Annotated in this window: 20 protein-coding genes; 16 read left to right on the forward strand and 4 right to left on the reverse strand. The window is 73.1% G+C overall.

Translation table 11 applies throughout. From position 1 onward, the window contains the following. The first annotated feature begins 61 nt into the window (after nucleotides 1-61). Nucleotides 62-700 (forward strand): TetR/AcrR family transcriptional regulator, encoded by a 639-nt coding sequence (locus IG64_RS19010; protein ID WP_037857768.1) that lies wholly within the window; start codon nucleotides 62-64, stop codon nucleotides 698-700. A gap of 396 nt (nucleotides 701-1,096) precedes the next feature. On the opposite strand, the gene IG64_RS19015 is transcribed toward IG64_RS19010, so the two are convergent. Then, nucleotides 1,097-2,128: a Gfo/Idh/MocA family oxidoreductase gene (locus IG64_RS19015; RefSeq protein WP_037857770.1), complete on the reverse strand. Its 1,032-nt coding sequence runs from the start codon at nucleotides 2,126-2,128 to the stop codon at nucleotides 1,097-1,099. Between the two features lie 171 nt (nucleotides 2,129-2,299). Between IG64_RS19015 and IG64_RS19020 the strand changes: the two genes are divergently transcribed. Continuing rightward, complete coding sequence (locus IG64_RS19020) at nucleotides 2,300-3,043, forward strand: GntR family transcriptional regulator (protein WP_037857773.1); 744 nt, start codon at nucleotides 2,300-2,302, stop codon at nucleotides 3,041-3,043. A 38-nt stretch (nucleotides 3,044-3,081) separates the two neighbouring features. Here the strand turns inward: IG64_RS19020 and IG64_RS19025 are convergent, their stop codons facing one another. The 3 genes from IG64_RS19025 to IG64_RS19035 form a co-directional block, all read right to left on the reverse strand. After that, nucleotides 3,082-3,726 carry a DUF47 domain-containing protein gene (locus tag IG64_RS19025; protein WP_037857775.1) on the reverse strand — a complete coding sequence of 215 codons (645 nt, stop codon included), beginning with the start codon at nucleotides 3,724-3,726 and terminating at the stop codon, nucleotides 3,082-3,084. Beyond that, on the reverse strand, nucleotides 3,720-4,691 hold the full coding sequence (locus IG64_RS19030; RefSeq protein WP_037857776.1) for an inorganic phosphate transporter: 972 nt from the start codon (nucleotides 4,689-4,691) through the stop codon (nucleotides 3,720-3,722). Before IG64_RS19030 ends, IG64_RS19025 begins: the two co-directional genes overlap by 7 nt. A gap of 293 nt (nucleotides 4,692-4,984) precedes the next feature. Beyond that, nucleotides 4,985-6,292, reverse strand: a complete 1,308-nt coding sequence (locus IG64_RS19035; RefSeq protein WP_037857779.1) for a phytase — start codon at nucleotides 6,290-6,292, stop codon at nucleotides 4,985-4,987. A gap of 300 nt (nucleotides 6,293-6,592) precedes the next feature. Between IG64_RS19035 and IG64_RS19040 the strand changes: the two genes are divergently transcribed. The 14 genes from IG64_RS19040 to IG64_RS19105 all read left to right on the forward strand — a co-directional run bounded on the left by IG64_RS19040 (nucleotide 6,593) and on the right by IG64_RS19105 (nucleotide 19,252). Further along, nucleotides 6,593-7,804, forward strand: coding sequence for an ABC transporter substrate-binding protein (locus tag IG64_RS19040; protein ID WP_037857780.1), 1,212 nt, complete (start codon nucleotides 6,593-6,595; stop codon nucleotides 7,802-7,804). A gap of 69 nt (nucleotides 7,805-7,873) precedes the next feature. Further along, the gene (locus tag IG64_RS19045) at nucleotides 7,874-9,730 is read left to right on the forward strand and encodes an ABC transporter permease (RefSeq protein ID WP_037857782.1); all 1,857 of its coding nucleotides are present in this window, start codon (nucleotides 7,874-7,876) and stop codon (nucleotides 9,728-9,730) included. A 7-nt stretch (nucleotides 9,731-9,737) separates the two neighbouring features. Further along, complete coding sequence (locus IG64_RS19050) at nucleotides 9,738-10,892, forward strand: ABC transporter ATP-binding protein (RefSeq protein WP_037857784.1); 1,155 nt, start codon at nucleotides 9,738-9,740, stop codon at nucleotides 10,890-10,892. Then, a complete protein-coding gene (locus IG64_RS19055; protein WP_037857786.1) occupies nucleotides 10,880-11,665 on the forward strand; it encodes an HAD family hydrolase in 786 nt (261 codons plus the stop codon). The genes IG64_RS19050 and IG64_RS19055 overlap by 13 nt, the downstream gene beginning before the upstream one ends. Then, nucleotides 11,662-11,907, forward strand: coding sequence for a hypothetical protein (locus IG64_RS19060; protein ID WP_037857787.1), 246 nt, complete (start codon nucleotides 11,662-11,664; stop codon nucleotides 11,905-11,907). Before IG64_RS19055 ends, IG64_RS19060 begins: the two co-directional genes overlap by 4 nt. Continuing rightward, a complete protein-coding gene (locus IG64_RS19065; RefSeq protein ID WP_051813089.1) occupies nucleotides 11,904-12,707 on the forward strand; it encodes an HAD family hydrolase in 804 nt (267 codons plus the stop codon). The genes IG64_RS19060 and IG64_RS19065 overlap by 4 nt, the downstream gene beginning before the upstream one ends. Continuing rightward, a complete protein-coding gene (locus IG64_RS19070; protein ID WP_037857789.1) occupies nucleotides 12,704-13,531 on the forward strand; it encodes an inositol monophosphatase family protein in 828 nt (275 codons plus the stop codon). The genes IG64_RS19065 and IG64_RS19070 overlap by 4 nt, the downstream gene beginning before the upstream one ends. Next, the gene (locus IG64_RS19075; protein WP_037857790.1) at nucleotides 13,531-14,346 is read left to right on the forward strand and encodes an HAD family hydrolase; all 816 of its coding nucleotides are present in this window, start codon (nucleotides 13,531-13,533) and stop codon (nucleotides 14,344-14,346) included. Before IG64_RS19070 ends, IG64_RS19075 begins: the two co-directional genes overlap by 1 nt. Beyond that, a complete protein-coding gene (locus IG64_RS19080) occupies nucleotides 14,343-15,248 on the forward strand; it encodes an MBL fold metallo-hydrolase (protein ID WP_037857793.1) in 906 nt (301 codons plus the stop codon). The genes IG64_RS19075 and IG64_RS19080 overlap by 4 nt, the downstream gene beginning before the upstream one ends. After that, complete coding sequence (locus IG64_RS19085; protein WP_037857796.1) at nucleotides 15,249-15,476, forward strand: hypothetical protein; 228 nt, start codon at nucleotides 15,249-15,251, stop codon at nucleotides 15,474-15,476. Continuing rightward, complete coding sequence (locus IG64_RS19090) at nucleotides 15,473-16,168, forward strand: MgtC/SapB family protein (RefSeq protein ID WP_037857798.1); 696 nt, start codon at nucleotides 15,473-15,475, stop codon at nucleotides 16,166-16,168. Before IG64_RS19085 ends, IG64_RS19090 begins: the two co-directional genes overlap by 4 nt. Before the next feature lie 316 nt (nucleotides 16,169-16,484). Next, on the forward strand, nucleotides 16,485-17,396 hold the full coding sequence (locus IG64_RS19095) for a TIM barrel protein (protein ID WP_037857799.1): 912 nt from the start codon (nucleotides 16,485-16,487) through the stop codon (nucleotides 17,394-17,396). Between the two features lie 3 nt (nucleotides 17,397-17,399). Then, entirely contained in the window at nucleotides 17,400-18,374 is a 975-nt protein-coding gene (gene iolC, locus IG64_RS19100; RefSeq protein WP_037857801.1) for a 5-dehydro-2-deoxygluconokinase, read from the forward strand. Next, on the forward strand, nucleotides 18,374-19,252 hold the full coding sequence (locus IG64_RS19105; protein ID WP_037857804.1) for a Cgl0159 family (beta/alpha)8-fold protein: 879 nt from the start codon (nucleotides 18,374-18,376) through the stop codon (nucleotides 19,250-19,252). Before iolC ends, IG64_RS19105 begins: the two co-directional genes overlap by 1 nt. Nucleotides 19,253-19,288 lie beyond the last annotated feature (36 nt).

The raw sequence follows: 19,288 nt of genomic DNA on the forward strand, positions 1-19,288 counted from the left end.
CGTCCCACTGACGCCTCGGACCGTAACGGGCGCCCCCGTCCGCCTGGCTAAAGTGAGAGCGGTGACCGACGATCTGTCTCACTCGCTGCGCTCCGACGCCCGGGACAACCGCGCGCGCGTCCTCGAAGCGGCCCGAGCGCTGTTCTCCGCCGACGGCCTGGACGTGCCGATGCGGGAGATCGCGCGGCGCGCGGGCGTGGGGCCCGCCACCCTGTACCGCCGCTTCCCGACCAAGCAGGCGCTGGTCGCGGAGGCCTTCGCCGACCAGCTGAACGCGTGCCGCGCCATCGTGGACGAGGCGTGCGCGGAGCCGGATCCGTGGCGGGGTCTGTGCCAGGTGATCGAGCGCATCTGCGAGCTGCACGCTCAGGACCGCGGCTTCACGGAAGCGTTCCTTTCGAGTTTCCCGGACACCGTCGACGTCGCGGCGGGCCGCGAGTACACGGTGGGCGCGGTCGCCGCGCTGGCCCGGCGGGCCAAGGAGACGGGACGGCTCAGGTCCGACTTCGTCCTGGACGACCTGATCCTCGTCCTCATGGCCAACAAGGGGATCCGTGCCGCCTCGGCCGCCACCCAGGTCATGGCCTCCCGCCGCTTCGCCGCACTGGCGATCCAGGCGCTGGAGGCCCGCCCCCGGCAGGAGTCCCTCCCGCCGGCGGCACGACTCGCCTCGGCCGAGCCGCGAGGAACGTCGCGCTGAGCGCCGCCCCCGCCATGGCCCGGACCCTGCGTCACCGGCGACGGCGGCGCTGCTCCGCCGCCTCCTGGACTCCAGCTCACCCCCGGCGCGGGGCGAGGGACGGTGGGCGGCACATCTCAGAGCCTGACGACCGGCTTCCTCATGGAGACGCCGTACCCCAGCGCCGCAGGGCGTCGGGGATGCGGGCGAGGCCGGGGCCGACGACGGTCGCCTGCGGTGCGGCGCGGTGGGCGCCGGTGCGAGCGCGGTCGGGAGGAAGCCGGCGTGGATCGCCGGTCCGGCTTCGTTGTCCCATTCCGCCCGGCGGGCGGCAGACGGCCGGCGACCGGCGGGCCGTCGGCAGGCGACCGGCCGGCCGGTGGTGTCTCGCCGGCCGGCTTCCCCCGGCCCTCCCGGTCATCCGCGGTGGCCGCCAGGGACGGGTTTCGGCGCGGGCGCGGGCGCGGGGACCGGGACGGGGCGCCCTTCGGCCCGCGAGCGGGTGGCGGCGTCCGCGACGGCGAGGGCGGCACGGGCGTCCTGGCCGGTGCAGGGACTGGGGCGGACACCGGCCACAACCTCGGTGAAGGCGGTGAGTTCGGCGCGGTAGGCGTCCAGGAAGCGTTCCATGAAGCCGGGGTGCGGGGTGCCTGCGGGCCAGGCCGCCCCCTCCGCCGAGACCAGCGGGGTCTCGTCGGTGAGGCCCGCGACCATCGTGCCCGCGGAGCCGCACACCTCCAGGCGCACGTCGTAGCCGGCGCCGTTGTAGCGGGTGGCGGTGCACGTGGCGAGGGTGCCGTCGTCGAGGGTGAGGACGCTGACGGCGGTGTCGGCGTCACCGGCGTCGGAGAAGAACCTCTCGCCGCGGTTGGCGCCGGTGGCGTACACCTCGACGACCTCGTGGCCCGTCACCCAGCGGACGATGTCGTAGTCGTGGACGGAGCAGTCGCGGAAGATGCCGCCCGATCCGGGGATGTAGCCGGCGGGAGGAGGCGTCGGGTCGGACGTGCACGCCCGCAGCGTGTGCGTCCAGCCCAGGCGGCCGTCGGCGACGGCCTCGCGCACCGCCTGGTACCCGGCGTCGAAACGGCGCTGGAAGCCGATCTGCAACGGGACTTTGCCGCCCTCCAGGGCCGTCAGGACCCGGTCGGTCTCCTCCAGCGTGCCGGCGACCGGCTTCTCGCAGAAGGCGGGCAGCCCCGCGCGGTGGGCCGCCAGGATCAGTTCGGCGTGGATGCCGGTGGGCGCGGCGATGACGACGCCGTCCAGCCGGGCGCCGAGCAGGGCGTCGAGGTCACCCGCGTACTCCGCGCCGACCCGGTCCGCCACCGCACGGGCGGACCGCTCGTCGGGATCGTGCAGCACGAGGGAGGAGACGGCCGGCAGACCGGCCAGGGTCGTCGCGTGGAACGCGCCGATACGGCCCGTGCCGATGAGTCCGATGCGCATGAGCGGAGCCTTTCGTGCGGAGGGGGACGGACGGAGAGCCGGAGCGGCCCGCCTGCTTTCTAGCCCCGGAACCGCCACAGATCAAGTGTTTGTGCTGACATAAAGACGTACGGAGCTTAGAGGCAATGAGGCATACTGACGCCTGTCGGCAGCAGTCCGCAGGAGGATGACGTGGAGCCGCTAGCACACAGGATCACCATCGACCGGAGCAGTCCGGTACCTCTGTACTTCCAGTTCGCCCAGCAGTTGCAGGACCTCATCGAGTCCGGGGAGCTGCCGCCCGGTACGCGGCTGAACAACGAGATCGCCATGGCGGACCAGTTCGGCCTGTCCCGCCCGACCATGCGTCAGGCCATGCAGCACCTCGTCAACAAGGGTCTGCTGGCGCGCAAGCGCGGAGTGGGCACCCAGGTCGTCACCAACCGCATAAGGCGGCAGCTCGAGTTCACCAGCCTCCACGAGGACCTGGAGCGCGACGGGCGCCGGCCGCGCACACAGGTGCTGTCCGTCGAAACCGTCCCCGCCGAAGGGGAGACCGCCGCCGGGCTCCGTCTGGCCGAGGGGACACCGGTGCTGGCCCTGGAGCGTCTGCGCTTCGCCGACGACCAGCCGATCGCGCTCCTGCACAACTTCCTGCCGGAAGGGCTGATCGAGCTGACCCTGGAGGAGCTGGCCGAGGCGGGCCTCTACCAGCTGATGCGCCAGTCCGGCGTCGGCCTGAGCAGCGCGGAGCAGACCATCGGCGCCCGGCGGGCCACGGTCGCCGAGGCCGGCCTCCTCGGCGAGGTCCGCGGCGCCACGTTGCTGACCATGACCCGCATCGCGTACGACGGTTCGGGCCGGCCGGTCGAATACGGCCGTCATGTCTACCGGGCCTCGCGCTACTCGTTCGAGATGACCGTCTCCGCGCACTGAGCGCGCTGCCGTGCGGTACTTCACCGGCACCGCGTCCCTCAGTGCCCGCGTTTGAGGAGCGCGTCGGACAGGTCGGCCGCCGCGTCGTTCAGGCGCAGGCCGATCACGTCGAGGCGGCGCAGCAGTTCGCGGCGGCTCAGGGAACGGGGACCCAGCTCCTTGCGGAACAGGGCGGCGACGGCGGTCTGGTACTCGCGCCGCACCCGGCCCGCGGCCTTGCGGGCGGCCAGGGCTCCGTCCTGCACCCGGCGCGGGTCGTCCGGCAGCACGGCGACCGCGTCGCGCAGCGCGACGAGTCCCTCGCGCACCGCGTCCAGGGCCGTCAGGTCGGCCGGGTCGCCGGGCATGCCGAACAGGTCGGTCTCGCGGACGAGGTCGCGCAGGTTGTCGAGCACGTCGTCGACGGAGCGGGAGAAGCGGTAGAGGTCCTCCCGGTCGATCGGAGTGGTCAGCGACGCGGACAACTCGGCGACCAGCGCGGCCCGGTGGCTGTCGCCCTCGTGCTCGACCGCGCCCATGGCCGTGCGTGCGTCGGCCGGGCTGAGGTGTCCGGCCGCGAGGTCGGCGGCGAGGTCGACGCCCTTGACCGTCGCGTTCAGCTGCTCGGTCAGGAGGGCGACGGTTGTGCGGTGCGAATGTCCGGTGAGGTCACCGAGAATGCGGCGGACGGCAGCGGCTACCAAGAGGTGAGTCCCTTCACGAGAAGGCCGGCCAATGAACCGGCGGCGAAACCGGCCGGCAGGGTCACCAGCCAGGCGGTCAGCAGGGGAACGGTGAACTGCCAGCGCACCCGTCGGCTGCCCTCGCTGGCACCCGTGCCGATCAGGCCGCCGGCCAGGGACTGGGTCATGCTGACCGGCATGCCGAGCCCCACAGTGGACAACACCGCGGCGGAGGAGGCGAGTTCGGCCGACATCACCTGCCACGGCCGGGCGGAGAGCAGCCGGCCGGCCGCGCCGCGCGCGATCCTGCGCGCCCCCACCAGGGCACCCAGGGCGAAGACCACCGCCACCAGGGCGTCGCCGGTCTCCCAGGGCCGGGGGAGCAGCGTGTCTCCCGCGAAGGTCACGGCGACCACCGCGAACATCTTCTGCCCGTCGTTGGCGGCGTAGGCCAGGCACTGTGTTCCGAAAGCGGCCAGTTGCACAGCGCGCACCAGGCGGGGCATGCCGCGCACCGCGGGGATCCGGCGCACGGTGCGGCCGATGAGCCAGCCGGCCGCCACCCCCACCAGCGGTGCAGCGGCACCGACGGTCAGCACCAGGGCCAGGTGCCCCCAGGAGGGCCGCACCCCCAGGGCGAGACCGGCCCCCGCCAGCGCACCCAGCACCGCCAGGGTCAGCGACGTGGCCACACCCCGCCAGGTCAGCACCACGACGAGGGCCACGGAGGCCGCGGCGCCCGCGAGGAAGACCGACTGCGCGGTGGCGGGCGGCCCCTGGCCGAGGCGGCCGGTGAAGGTGCGGGCGACGGCCAGGCCGAAGAGATGCGGGCCCAGACCGACGGCCAGGGTCAGCAGCGCCAGCGCCAGACCCGCCGAGCGGCTGCGGTGCCGTACGGCCAGCTCCAGCAGCGCGCCGCCGTCGTTGGCTCCGCAGACGAAGACGAAGGCGACGGCGGTGACGCACAGGGCGACGGTCAGGGTCACGGAGGCCTCTTTCACGACGGGCGTGTCGGGCAACGGCGGCGCACGGGCACCCACACCGGATCCGCACCCGCGCCGGCAACGGTCCGGACACGGCCCCGGCACCGGCATCGGGCCCGGCAGGGGCCCCGGCACCGGCATCGGGTCCGGTAGGGGCTCCGGCTCCGGCTCCGGCGCGGGCGCGTGGCGCACTCTGCGCGGATCGCGGGCCCGCGGAGCGGCCGGGGAGACGCGCAGGGGGGGCGCCGTCTCCCCGCGAATCGCACGGAGCGCTCCGCGCCGGAGCGGAGCAGGGGTCAGCGCACCCCGGCGGCGCGCAGGACGTCGGCGAGGTCGACGAGCTTGTAGTCGGTGTCGGTGCGGCCCCCGTCGTCGCCGCCCGCGGCCGGTGCATTGTAACCGTCCTGGGCGACGAACAGACCGTGCGGGAAGGCGGTGCCCAGTGCTCGGCCGGTGGCGGCGATGCCGTCCGTCTCCTCCGAGCCGTCGACCGTCGCGCCCGGGGCGACGCGGAACGCGCCGGCCCAGCGGTCGTCGGAGGTGTCGTAGAGGGAGTAGGTGTAGTCACCCTGGCTGGAGGCGATCAGGTACTGCCGGCCGGAGGGTGCGCGAAAGAGGGTGAGTCCCTCGGTGTCCGCGACGAGGTGGTGGCCGCCGTACCCCGGGTCGTCGCCGGCCACGCACTCCTCGCTCGCCGGGTCGTACTCGGCCGGCACGCCGAACTGCTCGGTCCGGTCGACCAGTCGCGGCGCGGCGGCGAGGTCCGCGGACACCTTCCAGATCCCGACGTCCTCCTGGCCGATGTAGGCGACCCCCCGGCCGGCGTCCACGGTGATGCCTTCGGCCTGCGGCCCGCTGCCCGGCTTCTCGCACGGGCTCCAGGAGCCGCCGGGCGTGCGGAAGGTGCTCGGCAGGGTGAGGGTACGGACCTTGTCGTAGGTGAGGGTGCCGGCCGCGGTGACGCGCACCTCGAACAGTCCCACGTCGGGGCTGTGGCGGCGGCTGGCGAGCACGTACGAGCGGCCGGTGCGCCGGTCGCGCCAGGCCGCGGTGCCGTACGCCGTGTACTGGTCGTCGACCTCGGCTTCGGTGGCGGCGAAGGCGCGCGGGACCGCCGCGTCGGTGACGTCGGTCAGCGGCGCCGACGGCCGGGAGCCGTCGATCCGGTAGAAGCGGATGCGGTCGCGTCCGCGGTCGGTGACCACGGCGACGTCCGAGCGCCGGCCGTCGGGGAAGCGCAGACCGGTGAGCACGTCCACGTTGTTGAAGCGGCCGGGTGCCGATCCGGCGGCGGGCGCCGCGGGGGCGGGCAGGGTCTCGAGCCGCGTGCCGTCGAGACGGTGGACGTCGAGGCCGCCCTCCTTGGCCGTGCCCAGGACGAGGCTGGACCCGGGGTGGGCGGCGTCGTACCAGATCGCGGGGTCGTCGGCGTTGGAGTTGCCGCCCTCGTCGTCGTCGAAGAGAGCCGGCGTCTCCGCCTTGGCGTACACCGGCGCGACGGTGTGGTTGCCGGGCAGCGGGGCGGTGGCGGCGGTCGCCGTGGCCGCCGCCAGTCCGGAGACGAGGACGGTGAGCGCGGCGGTGAGGCGGGTGCGTCTGTGCATGGTGTTCCTCCCTGACGGGGGGTCTGTCACCCCATGGTGCTGCGGACCTTACATAAGAATGTGCGGACAAATGAAGGGGGCGGGAAGGAGGTTGTGGCGGCCCTTCCAGGTGAACGGCAGGTGACCTGCGGGTTACGGAAGCACTAACAGCACATCAGAAACTGGTGTCATCAGTATGTCTTGACATAGAACCGGGTGCCGTTGAAGCTGTCCGGCATCAGGTCGCCGAGCCGTGCTCGATGGCCTCGGACCACGCCATTCGAGCCCGGTTTCCCCCGGGACACCGCGGGAGGTCACGCCATGCCCAGTCGCTCTTTCCGGGCCCGTCCCCGACTCACCGGCCGCCACCGGCGCACCGCCGTCGCCGTCGCCCTCGCCGGCGCGCTCGGCGCCGCTGCCGCCTGCGCGCCCTCCGGCAACGCGGGTTCCGGCGCGGGCCCGGGCGCCGGTCCCAGCGTGAAACCGGTGATCGAGACCGGCTTCGACCTGGACCGGCTCGTCGCCGCGGCCAGGAAGGAAGGCAGCGTCACGGTCTACGACAGCACCGGTGACATCACCAAGACTGCCGCCGCCTTCACCGCCGAGTACGGCATCAAGGCCACCGGGGTGAAGAGCAAGGTCGGCGACACCCTGGAGAAGATGACCCGCGAGAACCAGGCGGGCAACGCGACCATCGACGCCACCTTCTACGAGGACGGCCCCTCGCTCGTCGGCCAGTTGCTGGCGCAGAAGGTCGTCTACACGTGGATACCCGGCAGCCTGGTCCAGGACATCCCCGCCCCCAGGCAGAACCCGCTGCAGGTCCTGTCCAAGGGCAACATGTGGGTCTACAACCCCAGGCTCTTCCCGAAGGGATGCCCGGTACGGAACGTCTGGGACCTGACCGACCCGGCCTGGAAGGGAAAGGTCGCCCTCCAGGACCCCCTGGGCAAGCCCAACATGGTCGAATTCTTCAACCAGTTGAAGTCCGGCGGGGAGACCCGGCTGCGGCAGGCGTACCGGGCGAAGTACGGCAAGGACCTGCCGGCCGGCGAGTCCGCCGGTGAGGCCTGGGTCAAGGGCCTGGCCGGCAACAGCCCGATCCTCACGTCCTCGGACGACGACGCGGCCGCCGCCGTGGCCTCGCCGAACCAGACCAAGGAACGCCTCGCCCTGGTGTCCAACGCGAAGTTCCGTGACGTGAAGGACAAGGACTACTCCATGCGGGTCTGCACCGGGATGCAGCCCTGGGCGGGCTACCAGTACCCCAAGTTCGCCGCCGTGGCGACGAAGACCAGGCACCCGAACGCGGCCAGGCTCTTCGTGTACTTCATGCTCACGCAGGCCGGCGTGGACACCCAGATGAACACCGGCGGCGTCCCCGGCAACCCTCGCCTCAAGCCCGGCTCCTTCATGCCGGACGGCCTGACCGACTGGAACGGACAGCTGTTCGTCTTCGACCCGGCCCGGCTCGGCGGCGACTTCGCGAACCTGCAGGCGATGCAGGACTACTGGCGCCTCAACCACCGCTGACCACCCGCCGGGCCCGGTCCGTCACGACCGGGCCCGGCCCGCACCCGGACACGTTACGGAGACCCGCGCATGGCCGCCGCCACCCGCCCACCCGTCACCGCACCTCCCGACCCCGGTCACAGCCCGGCCGGGACCCGGCTCAGCCGACTGCGCTACCGGCTGAGCGTCCTGCGGCACGAGCCGACCCACGTGCTCGGCGTCCTGCTCATCGCCGCCCTGGTCTACCTGGTCCTCGCACCGCTGATCGCGGTCCTGTCCGACTCCGCACAGGTGCAGCACGGCGACGAGGGCCAGGCCTTCCAGGCGCCCGGCTCCACCACCGGCTACTACTTCTGGCGGGTCTTCCGCTCGCCCGTGGCCAGGCTCCTGTTCTGGCAGCCGCTGCTGCACACCGTCGTGGTCTCGCTCGGCGTGACCGTCGTCGCCGTGCTGCTCGGCGGGTCGACGGCCTGGCTGCTGACCCGCACCGACGTGACCGGCCGCAAGTGGCTGTCCACCGCGCTGGTCGTGCCCTACATGCTGCCCTCGTGGACGTTCGCGCTGGCCTGGCTCGCGCTCTTCAAGAACGACTCCTCCGGCGGCCAGATCGGCATCCTGGAGTCATGGGGAGTGCACACCCCCGACTGGCTGGCCTACGGCCAGGTCCCCATCATCATCTGCCTGGGCCTGCACTACTACCCGTTCGTGCTGCTGCTGTTCGGCAACGCGCTGCGCCGCATCGACAGCCAGCTGGAGGACTCCGCGCGCATCCTGGGCGCCGGCCGCGGCACCATCGCGGCCCGGATCACACTGCCGCTGATGCTGCCGTCGCTGTCGTCGTCGGTGCTGCTGGTCTTCGGCCGCATCCTCGGCACCTTCGGCACCCCCTACATCCTGGGCCTGCCGGTCAACTACGACCTGCTCTCCACCTCACTGTTCCGGTCGGTCAACAGCCACCAGCGGGGCGTCACCGCCGTGCTGACGGCGGTCATCGTGGTGATCGGCGTGCTGGTGATCCTCGTCGACACCCGGCTGGCCAGGGAACAGAAGCGGTTCATCACGGTCGGCGGCAAGGGAGCCATGGACCGCCTCGCCCGGCTCGGCCGCTGGCGGCTGCCCGCGCTCGGCGTCGCGCTCGCGGTGTTCACCGCGGGCGTCGTCGTCCCCGTGGCCACCCTGGCCCTGTCCACCGTGACCAAGACCCCCGGCGTCTTCCACGCCGACAACTTCACCCTCAAGTACTGGGTCGGCGCCCATCTGGCGGGCGCACCCGGCTTCCCGCACGGCGTGCTGCGCGGCACCGAGCTGTACTCGGCAGCGTGGAACAGCCTGCGCATCGTCGGCCTGGCCGCCCTCATCTGCGGGGTGGCGGGCCTGCTCATCGGCTACGTCGTCGTCCGCGCCGGCGGCAGCAGGATCGGCTCGCTCCTGCGGCAGATCAGCTTCCTGCCGTACATGGTGCCCGGCATCGCCTTCGCGGCGGCCTTCCTCTCCCTGTTCGCCGTGCGCCGCGGCCCGGTCCCCGCCCTGTACGGCTCAATCAGCCTGCTGGTGATCGTGCTGGCCGTCACCCACCTGCCGTACTCCTCGCGCTCGGGCATCAGCGCCATGACCCAGCTCGGCCGCGAACCCGAGGAGGCCGCCCAGGTGTCCGGGGCCGGCTGGTTCACCCGGCTGCGCAGGATCATCCTCCCGATCCAGCGCGGCGCCCTGACCACCGGAGTGATCCTTCCGTTCATCTCCGGCCTGAAGGAGCTGAGCATCGTCATCATGCTCACCACCACCGGCACCCAGTTGCTGACCACACTGTCGATCAACCTCGTCGACTACGCCTACGACCAGATGGCCAACGCGGTGGTCCTCGTCATCGCGCTGGTCTCCTTCCTCGCCACCTACCTCACCCAGCGCCTGACCAAGACCAACCTGTCGTCCGGACTCGGAGGCTGAAGACGTCATGCCGGCCATCTCGCTCACGTCGGTGCGCAAGAGCTACGGCTCCTCGGCGCCCGCCGTCGACAACCTCGACCTGGAGATCCCCGACGGCTCGTTCACGTGCCTGCTCGGCCCTTCCGGCTGCGGAAAGACCACGACCCTGCGCATGATCTCCGGACTGGAGTCGCTCAACGCGGGAACCATCACCGTCGGCGGCCGGGTCATGGACTCCACGCACCAAGGAGTCTTCGTGCCGCCGGAGAAGCGCGGCATGGGCCTGGTCTTCCAGAACTACGCGCTCTGGCCGCATCTGACGGTCGCCAAGAACGTCGAATTCGGTCTCCGGGTACGCAAGGTCAAACCGGCCCAGCGCGCCGAACGCGCCACCGCCGCCCTGAAGATGATGCAGATCGACTGGGCCGCCGACCGCTACCCGGCCCAGCTCTCCGGCGGCCAGCAGCAGCGCGTCTCGCTCGCCCGCATGCTCGCCGTCAGCCCCGACGTGCTGCTGCTGGACGAACCGCTGTCCAACCTCGACGCCCAACTGCGGCTGGACATGCGGGCCGAACTCAAACGCATCCACGACGAGACGGGCCACACCATCGTCTTCGTCACCCACGACCAGCTGGAGGCCATGACCATGGCCACCCACGTCGTGGTGATGAACAAGGGGGTCGTCCAGCAGATGGCACCCCCGATGGAGGTCTACAACCGCCCGGCCAACACCTTCGTGGCCCGGTTCGTCGGCAGCCCGCCGATGAACCTCTTCGAGGCCGGGGACGACACCGCGCGCGACACGTTCACCGGCGCCGTGCGCGAACGGGTCCTGGCCGCCCGGCCGGACCTGACCGAACGGCTCGCCACCGTCGGCGTCCGGCCCGAGAACCTGCGGCTGCTGCACGACGCCGAGGAGCCGCCCGCCGACGCGTTCGTCTTCGAAGGCACCGTCAAGACGGCGCTGCCCACCGGTTCCAGCTGGACCGTGCTGGTGACCGCCGGACGCACCGAGCTGTACCTGGTGTCGTACACCGACGTGCGCGCCACCCCCGCCACCCCCGTGCGCTGCGCCGTCCGCACGGCCGACCTGCACCTGTTCGACACCTCGGGCAAGAGGCTGCCCGACGACGCGGCCGGCGCCGCACCGATGAAGGAGAACACCGCGACATGGGCCAGCTGACCCGACCCACGGCACTTCTGCTGGACTTCGGCGGAGTGGTCGTGGCGACCACCAACCGCCCCTCCTGGGCGCACGATCTCGCCACCGAACTGCACGCCGCCCTGACCGCCGCGGGCTGCGCCGAGCTGACCGTCGAGCACATCGAGGCGGACCTGTCGGCCGGATCCGCCGCCGACTCGCACTGGAAGAACGCGATGAGCCGGCCGGCCGCCCCCGAGGAGATGACGCACCGGCGCTTCTGGAGCGACTTCGTCGCCGCCGACTGGCCGCAGGCCGCGCTCGCCTGGGTGACCGCCCACGCCGAACCGCTGTGCCACCGGCTCGGCGAGCTCAAGCAGGACCGCGTCACCCGCGACGGCATGCCCGCCCTCCTCGACACCTGTGACGAGCTGGGCATCGCCGTCGGCATCGTCTCCAACGCCCTGGCCGGCTCGGTGCACCGCGACTACATGGCCGAACACGGCCTCGACAAGCGCGTCGCGGTGCAGGTGTACAGCGACGAGGTCGCCGTCCGCAAACCCAACCCGGAGATGATCCGCATCGCCGCGCGTGCCCTGGACACCGACCCGGCCGGCTGCTGGTACGTCGGCGACAACTACGACCGCGACGTGCTGTGCGGCCGGCGCGCCGGAGCCGGCGCGACCGTCCTGATGGAGGCGCGCGGCACCTACGACCGGCCCTACATCGTCCAGGCCGAGCCCGACGCGGTCGTCGCCGGCCCGGACGAACTGCGGGAACTGCTGCTCGCCGCCCCGGCCCCTGCCGCCCGGTGACACCCGCCGGCCGCCCGCGCGCCGCCCCTCCCGCCCACCGGCCCGGCCCCGGCGGACGACGGTGCGGCGCGCACCCCTGCGGCCGTCCGCGCCACGCCGACCCCCTGACCCTCGCGAACAACCCGTACAACCCCTGCGACCCGAACAACCCGAACAATCCGAACAACCCGAAGAACCCGAAGAACCCGAAGAACCGGAACAACCCGAACAACCGGAACAACCCGATGGGAGAGTCCCCGTGACGACGCTCCGCCCCCCGCGGGCGCTGCTGCTGGACCACGGCGGCGTGCTGATGAGGTCCGTCAGACGCCCCGAGCGCATGGCCGCCTTCGCCGACCGCGTGCTCGCCCTGGTGGGCCCCCGCACGGGCCTCGACCGGGACGCCGTGCTGCGCGACGTCAACGCCGGCAAGGCCGCCTACCGCGCCTGGAAGAACGGCGGCGTCCGTACCCCCGAGCCGCGCGAGATCGGGCACCGGGAACTGTGGGAGGACTTCGTCGCCGCCGACTGGCCGCCCGCCGCGCGCGCCCTGGTCGGCGCCGAGGCCGTCCCCCTGTGCCGGGAGATGACGCTCGCCGAGAGCGACAAGACCCTCGCTCCCGGCATGCTGGAGACTCTCAGGCTGGCACGCGGCCACGGGGTGCGCACGGGCATCGTGTCCAACACCCTGCTCGGCTCGCTCAACCGCGACCTCGCCCGGCACGTCGGCACCGACCCCTACCTGGACGTGCAGGTCTACTCCGACGAGATCGGGCTGCGCAAGCCCGCACCCGAGACGATCCGCCTGGCCGCGCGCGCCCTCTCGGTCGACCCCGCCGACTGCTGGTACGTCGGCGACCACTACGACCGGGACGTGGTGTGCGGCCGGCGCGCCGGTGTGGGCGCGACGATCCTGATGCGGCCGGCCGGCCGCCGGGACGCGGGCGCGCGCCCGCAGCCGGACGCCGAGGTCGCCGACGGCCTCGAACTGCTCGGCCTGCTGCGGAGCGCGCTCACCGGGAACGGCACCCGGCCGCACCCCGGTCGGGGGGCGGCCGCATGAGCGAACTGGACGCACTGACGGTCCGGCTGCGCGAGGCCGCCACCGAGGCGGCGCTGGCCGTCGCCCCGGACCTGCTGGCGGCGTTCCGCGGCGCCATGGACGTCGATTTCAAGCGCGACGAGCACGACCCGGTCACCGTGCATGACCGGCGCGCCGAGGAACGCATCCGCGAGCTGCTGCTCAAGCGGGTGCCGGACAGTACCGTCGTCGGTGAGGAGGGCGGACGCCGGGACGGCACCGGCCGCATAGCGTGGTACGTCGACCCCATCGACGGAACCGCCAACTTCGCCCGCGGACTGGCCTTCTTCTGCACCTCCGTCGGTGCCGCGGTCGACGGCGAACCCGTGGCCGGTGCCATCGTCGACCCGGTCGCCGGGCACGTCTTCACCGCCGACGCCACGGGCGCCTACCTCGGCGACGAGCCGCTGCGCCCGAGCGGCGTGCGCGAGGAGGCCCGCGCCCTGCTCATCACCGGCTTCCCCACCTCACGCGAACTGGCGCGCGACGACCCGCAGACCCTGCCGCGGTTCGGCGAACTCATCGCCCGCTACGGCACCGTGCGGCGCACCGGAAGCGCCGCGCTGACCCTCGCCCACGTGGCCGCCGGCTGGTGCGACGCCGCGCTGGGCACCTCCGTCAACGCCTGGGACATCTGCGCCGCCCGGGTGCTGGTGCGGCGCGCGGGCGCCCACTACAGCGCCTTCGCCGGGGACGGCGGCTGGGACCAGCCCGGCTACCTGGCCCACGGCCCGGGCCTGGAGCCGCACGCCGCCCGGGAGTTCGTGGACTGGTACCTGTCCCGCCTGCCAGGAAGGAACACGTGATGGCGCCACCCGGCCCCGGCCTGCGCTACGTGTGGATCGTCACCGACCTCGACGGCACCCTGGTCGACCGCGGCCTGGAGATCGTGCGCCGCAGCGCGCTGGCCCTGCGGCGGTACCGGGAACTCGGCGGAACCGTCGTGATCGCCACCGGCCGCAACGAGGTGTCGGCAGGCCGCTTCCACCGCGAACTCGGCCTGGACACCCCGATGATCGTCTACAACGGCGCTCGCGTCGTCGATCCGCTGACCGGGACCCGGCTGCTCGACCTGGACCTGGGCGCCTCCTGGCGGACACTGCGCGAGGACCTGCTGCCCAGGCTGCCCGAGGGCGTGGGAGCGGTGGCCTTCGCCGGTGAGGACGCCTACGTGCTGCGCGGGGCCCCCTCGCTGGCGGCGTACGCCGCACGCGACCGGATCGAGCTGCGTGCGGGCCCCGCGCCGCAGGTCCCGACGAAGGTGATGCTGATCGCCGACCGGCCGGGCCTCGGCCCGCTGGCGGACCTCACCGCCCGCTGCTGTCCGGCGACCCGGCTGCTGCAGTCGGAGGACACGTATCTGGAGATCCTGCCGGCCGGCGCCGGCAAGGAAGTGGCGCTGCGCCACCTCGCGGAACGGGCGGGTGTGCCGATGGAGCGGATAGCGGCCATCGGCGACAACCCGAACGACACCGCCATGGTGCGGGCAGCGGGCCTGGGCGCGGCGGTCGGCGACGGCCACAAGGAGGTACGTGCCGCCGCCGACGTCGTGGTCGGGCCGTGCGCCCTGGGCGCGGTGGCCGACCTCGTCGAGCGCGTCACCGCGCACCCGGTCCGGTGATCCTCACCGTCCTCGGCTCCTCCGGCTCGGTGCCGGGCCCCGGCAACCCGTGCTCGGGCTATCTGCTCGAACACGGCGGACACCGGCTGCTGCTGGACCTCGGGACCGGGGCGTTCGGCGCGCTGCTGACGTACGCCGGCCCCCACCAGGTGGACACGGTGGTGCTCAGCCACCGGCACGCCGACCACTCGGCGGACCTGGCGGCGCTGGCGTACGCGCAGGAGAAGCTGACCGGCCGTGAGGTGCCGACCCGGGTGATCGCGCCGCCCGGGACGGCGGAGGGCGTACGGCGTGCGTCCGTGCTGGCCTTCGAGGACTCCCGGCCGGGGGACCTGGAGTGCGGGCCGTTCCGGCTGCGGCTGGCGCGGGTGCGGCACTCGGTGGAGACCTGCGCCGTGCGGGTGGAGGCGGGCGGTTCCTGCCTGACGTACACCGGTGACTCCGGACCGTGCCGGGAACTGGCGGAGCTGGCCCGCGGAAGCGGTGTCCTGCTGGCCGAGGCCGCGCTGGGAGCCGATACCGAAGCAGAAGCAGGAGCAGAAGCAGGAGCAGAAGCAGGAGCAGAAGCAGGAGCCGGAGCAGGAGCAGGAGCCGGGGCCACAGGCGCGGCAGGCCCCGGCGCGGCCGCACATGGCTGGGGCCGCGACCACACCGCCCCCGCCCCGCACCACCTGACCGCGGAACAGGCAGGGGAACTGGCCGCTTCGGCCGGTGTCGGTCTGCTGGCGGTGACCCACCTGCGTCCGTGGGACGACCCCGGACGGTCGCTGGCCGCCGCTGCGCTCCGGTTTACCGGCCCGGTCCTCCTGGCCCGGCCGGGGCTGCGGCTGGTCCCCGGTGGCGCCACCGGCGCGCCGGACCCGGACGAGGAGAGAGCAGCGCACCCGGAAGAGGAGAGATGAGTGAGACGCACGGAGCGGCTGCCGGCCGCGATCCGCATCGTCCGCGAGGCCGCGACGGTCGTCACAACGTCCGTCCGGCCGCAGCGGGCCCGCCCGGAGACCTCGGTGGCGGACATCCGCGACAGTACCGACCGGCAGGCGGGACGGCTGATCTGCCGCGGGCCGGCCACCGGGGTCCCCGGCGAGGCGACCGTCGGTGAGGTCCGGGCCGCGGCGGTGGCGCGGTGAACCACGACGGGACCTCGCTGGTCCACCTGGCGGCGGCGTTCGGACTGTGCGCCCTCATCGGCCTGGAGCGCGAGTACCGGCAGAAGTCGGCCGGCCTGCGCACCCATGTCCTGGTGGGGCTCGGCTCGGCGCTGTTCATGCTGGTGTCGAAGTACGGCTTCGCGGACATGCTCGGGCTGGACGGTGTGGCGCTGGACCCCTCGCGGGTCGCCGCGCAGATCGTGTCCGGCATCGGCTTCATCGGCGGCGGACTGATCTTCGTCCGCAGGGACGCGGTGCGGGGCCTGACGACGGCGGCCAGCGTGTGGCTGGCGGCGTCGATCGGCGCCGCGGCGGGCGCGGGACTGCTGGTGCTGGCCTGTGCCGTGACGGTGGCCTACCTCGTCGTGGCGTTCGCCTTCCCGCCACTCGCCCGGCGGCTGCCCCGTTCGCCGGCCGAGGCGGTGCTGCTGCGCATCAGCTATCTGGACGGCCGCGGCCTGTTGCGCGACATCGTCCGCGAGTGCACCGGCGCGGGTTTCCACGTGGCCGGGCTGCGCAGGGCCGGCCCGCTGCCGACGGGTTCCGCGCCCACCCAGGTGGGCGTCCTGCTGGAGCTGTCCGGCAACGGCGCGCAGGACGAACTGGTGCCCCGCCTCTCGGACCGGGAGGGGATCACCGAAGTGACCCTGCTGGAGGACGAGGCGGACTGACGGGGCGGCTGACCGGCGGGACGGCGGGTGCGGGGCGGCGGGCACGAGGCGGCGGGGCGGCGTCTGAGCGTGTCCGCCACCGGCTGCCGGCCGGGTCCCCGCAAAGGCACCTGCGAGACCCTCGACCGCGGGAAGGAACGAGGATGCTCCATGAGTCCGAATGTAAGGACAATAGGTTGACAGGGTGTGTGCGGGAAAGGCAGGCTCGTTCCACGCGGACGGGCCGCCAGCCCGGCGCTCCAGGAGAAGCTGAGAGAGGGCTTGGCATGCCGATCAGGTTGGCCCACGCCGTACACGTCACCGAAGGAGGCAGGCCGTGAGCGCACCCATCGCCGAGCGGGTCGCAGGAGCACCGATCTCCTGGGGAGTCTGCGAGGTCCCGGGCTGGGGGTACCAGCTCGCGCCGGACCTGGTCCTGCGTCAGATGCGCGAGGTCGGCCTCACCGCCACCGAGTTCGGGCCCGACGGCTTCCTGCCCGACGCCCCCGCGGACAAGGCCGCGACGCTGGCCTCCCACGGCCTGCGGGCCGTCGGGCAGTTCGTGCCGGTCGTGCTGCACGACCCGGACCACGACCCGCTGCCCGCGGTCCGGGCGGCGATCACCGGCCTGCTGGCCGCCGACGCCCGTACGGTCGTCGTCGCAGCGGCAACCGGGGCCGACGGCTACGACGACCGCCCGGTCCTCGACGCGGCGGGCTGGTCCGCGCTGCTGGCCAACCTCGACCGGATCTCCGCCGCCGCGCACGAGGCGGGCCTGGTCGCCACCCTGCACCCGCACGTCGGGACGATGATCGAGACGGGCGAGGAGACCGAGCGGGTGCTCGACGGTTCGGGCATCGGGCTGTGCCTGGACACCGGGCACCTGATCATCGGCGGCGGCGACCCGGTCGCCCTGGCGGCCCGGCGGACGGACCGCATCGCCCACATGCATCTGAAGGACGTGCGCCTGGACCTCGCCGACCGGGTGCGGGCCGGCCGGATGACGTACACGGAGGCCGTCGCCGCGGGGATGTACGTCCCCCTCGGCACCGGCGACGTGGACGTCGCGGCGATCGTCGGCCTGCTGGAGGCCGACGGGTACGCCGGATGGTACGTACTCGAACAGGACACGGTCCTGGCGGCCGCTCCCGGTGCGCAGGGCGGCGCCGGCCCCGCCGAGGACGTGCGCGCCTCGGTCGCCCACCTCCTCTCCCTCGCCCATGCCGCCGGACGCGGCCAGGGGAGCTGACCGATGGCACACGAGCTCGTCGTCCTCGGGCGGACCGGGGTCGACATCTACCCGCTCGACCACGGCGTGGGCCTGGAACAGGTGAGGACCTTCGAGAAGTTCCTCGGCGGAAGCGCGGCGAACGTGGCGGTCGCCGCCGCCCGCCACGGCCGCGGCACCGCCCTGATCAGCCGGGTGGGCCGCGATCCCTTCGGCAGGTACGTCCGGCGCGAGGCCGCGCGGCTCGGCGTGGACACGGCACACCTCACGGCGCTCACGACGGCGGACGGACCCCCCACCCCGGTCACCTTCTGCGAGGTCTTCCCGCCCGACGACTTCCCGCTGTACTTCTACCGGTACTCCAGCGCGCCCGACCTGCTGGTCGAACCCGGCGAACTGCCGCTGGAGGACATCCGGCAGGCCGCCGTCTTCTGGGCCACGGTCACCGGCCTGTCGGCCGAACCGAGCCGGGCCGCCCACTTCACCGCCTGGCAGGCCCGCGGCCGGCACGGCCCCACCGTCCTCGACCTCGACTACCGGCCGGTGTTCTGGGCCGGACCCGAAGCGGCCAGGGAACAGGTGACCCGGGCGCTGGAGCACGTCACCGTCGCCGTCGGCAACCTCCAGGAGTGCGAGGTGGCCGTCGGTGAGACGGAACCGCACCGGGCCGCCGACGCCCTCCTCGACCGCGGCCTCGAACTCGCCGTCGTCAAACAGGGACCCAAGGGCGTACTGGCGGCCACCCGGCACGAGCGGGTCGAGGTCGCGCCCTTCCCCGTCGAGGTGGTCAACGGCCTCGGTGCGGGCGACGCGTTCGGGGGCGCCCTCGTCCACGGCCTGCTCAGCGGCTGGGACCTGACCCGGGTCATCGAGTTCGCCAACGTCGCGGGTGCCGTCGTCGCCTCCCGCCTCGCCTGCTCCACCGCCATGCCGACCACGTCCGAGGTGGATGCCTTCCTCGCCTCACGGTCGCTGGTCCGCGCCGAAGGGACCGCATGATGGACGCCGCACAGCTGACCGCGATACGCGCCCGTGAACCCGAGCGCATCGAACAGTCGTGGCGGAAACGGGCCCGCCGCCCGCGGTGCGGGCCGGACGGCCGCCTGCTCGTCGTCGCCGCCGACCACCCGGCCCGCGGCGCCCTCGGGGTCCGGGGCGACGAGGGAGCCATGGCGAGCCGCACCACCCTCCTCGACCGCCTGGCGACCGCCCTGTCGCGGCCGGGCGTCGACGGGGTGCTCGGCACCCCCGACCTCCTCGACGACCTCCTGCTCATGGGGGCGCTGGAGGACCGGATCGCCATCGGGTCGATGAACCGGGGCGGACTGCAGGGATCGGTCTTCGAACTCGACGACCGGTTCACCGCGTACACCCCCGAGGCCATCGCCGCTCAGGGACTCGACGGGGGCAAGACGCTCACCCGGATCTGCCTTGAGGACGCCGGCACCGTGGCCACCCTGGAGGCGGCGGGGAAGGCGGTCACCGGCCTGGCCGCGCACGACCTCATGGCCATGGTCGAGCCGTTCCTCGCGGTGCGGGAGGACGGCCGCGTACGCAATCTGCTCGACCCCGACAGCGTCATCCGGGCGATCCAGATCGCGAGCGGGCTCGGCGCGAGCAGCGCGCACACCTGGCTCAAGCTGCCCGTGGTCGACGAACTCGAACGTGTCCTGGACGCGACCACGCTGCCGACCCTCCTGCTCGGCGGTGACCCGCAGGGCGACCCCCACGACACCTACGCCGCCTGGGACGCGGCCCTGGCGCTCCCGGCCGTACGGGGACTGGTCGTCGGACGCGCCCTGCTCTACCCGCCCGACGGGGACGTGGCCGCAGCCGTCGACATCGCGGCCGAACTGGTCCACGGGAGCGGCGCATGAGCCACAGCACCCGATGGGTGCGGCCGCCGGGCACCG

It is taken from the genome of Streptomyces sp. NRRL S-340, from assembly GCF_000720185.1.
Lineage (GTDB): Bacteria > Actinomycetota > Actinomycetes > Streptomycetales > Streptomycetaceae > Streptomyces.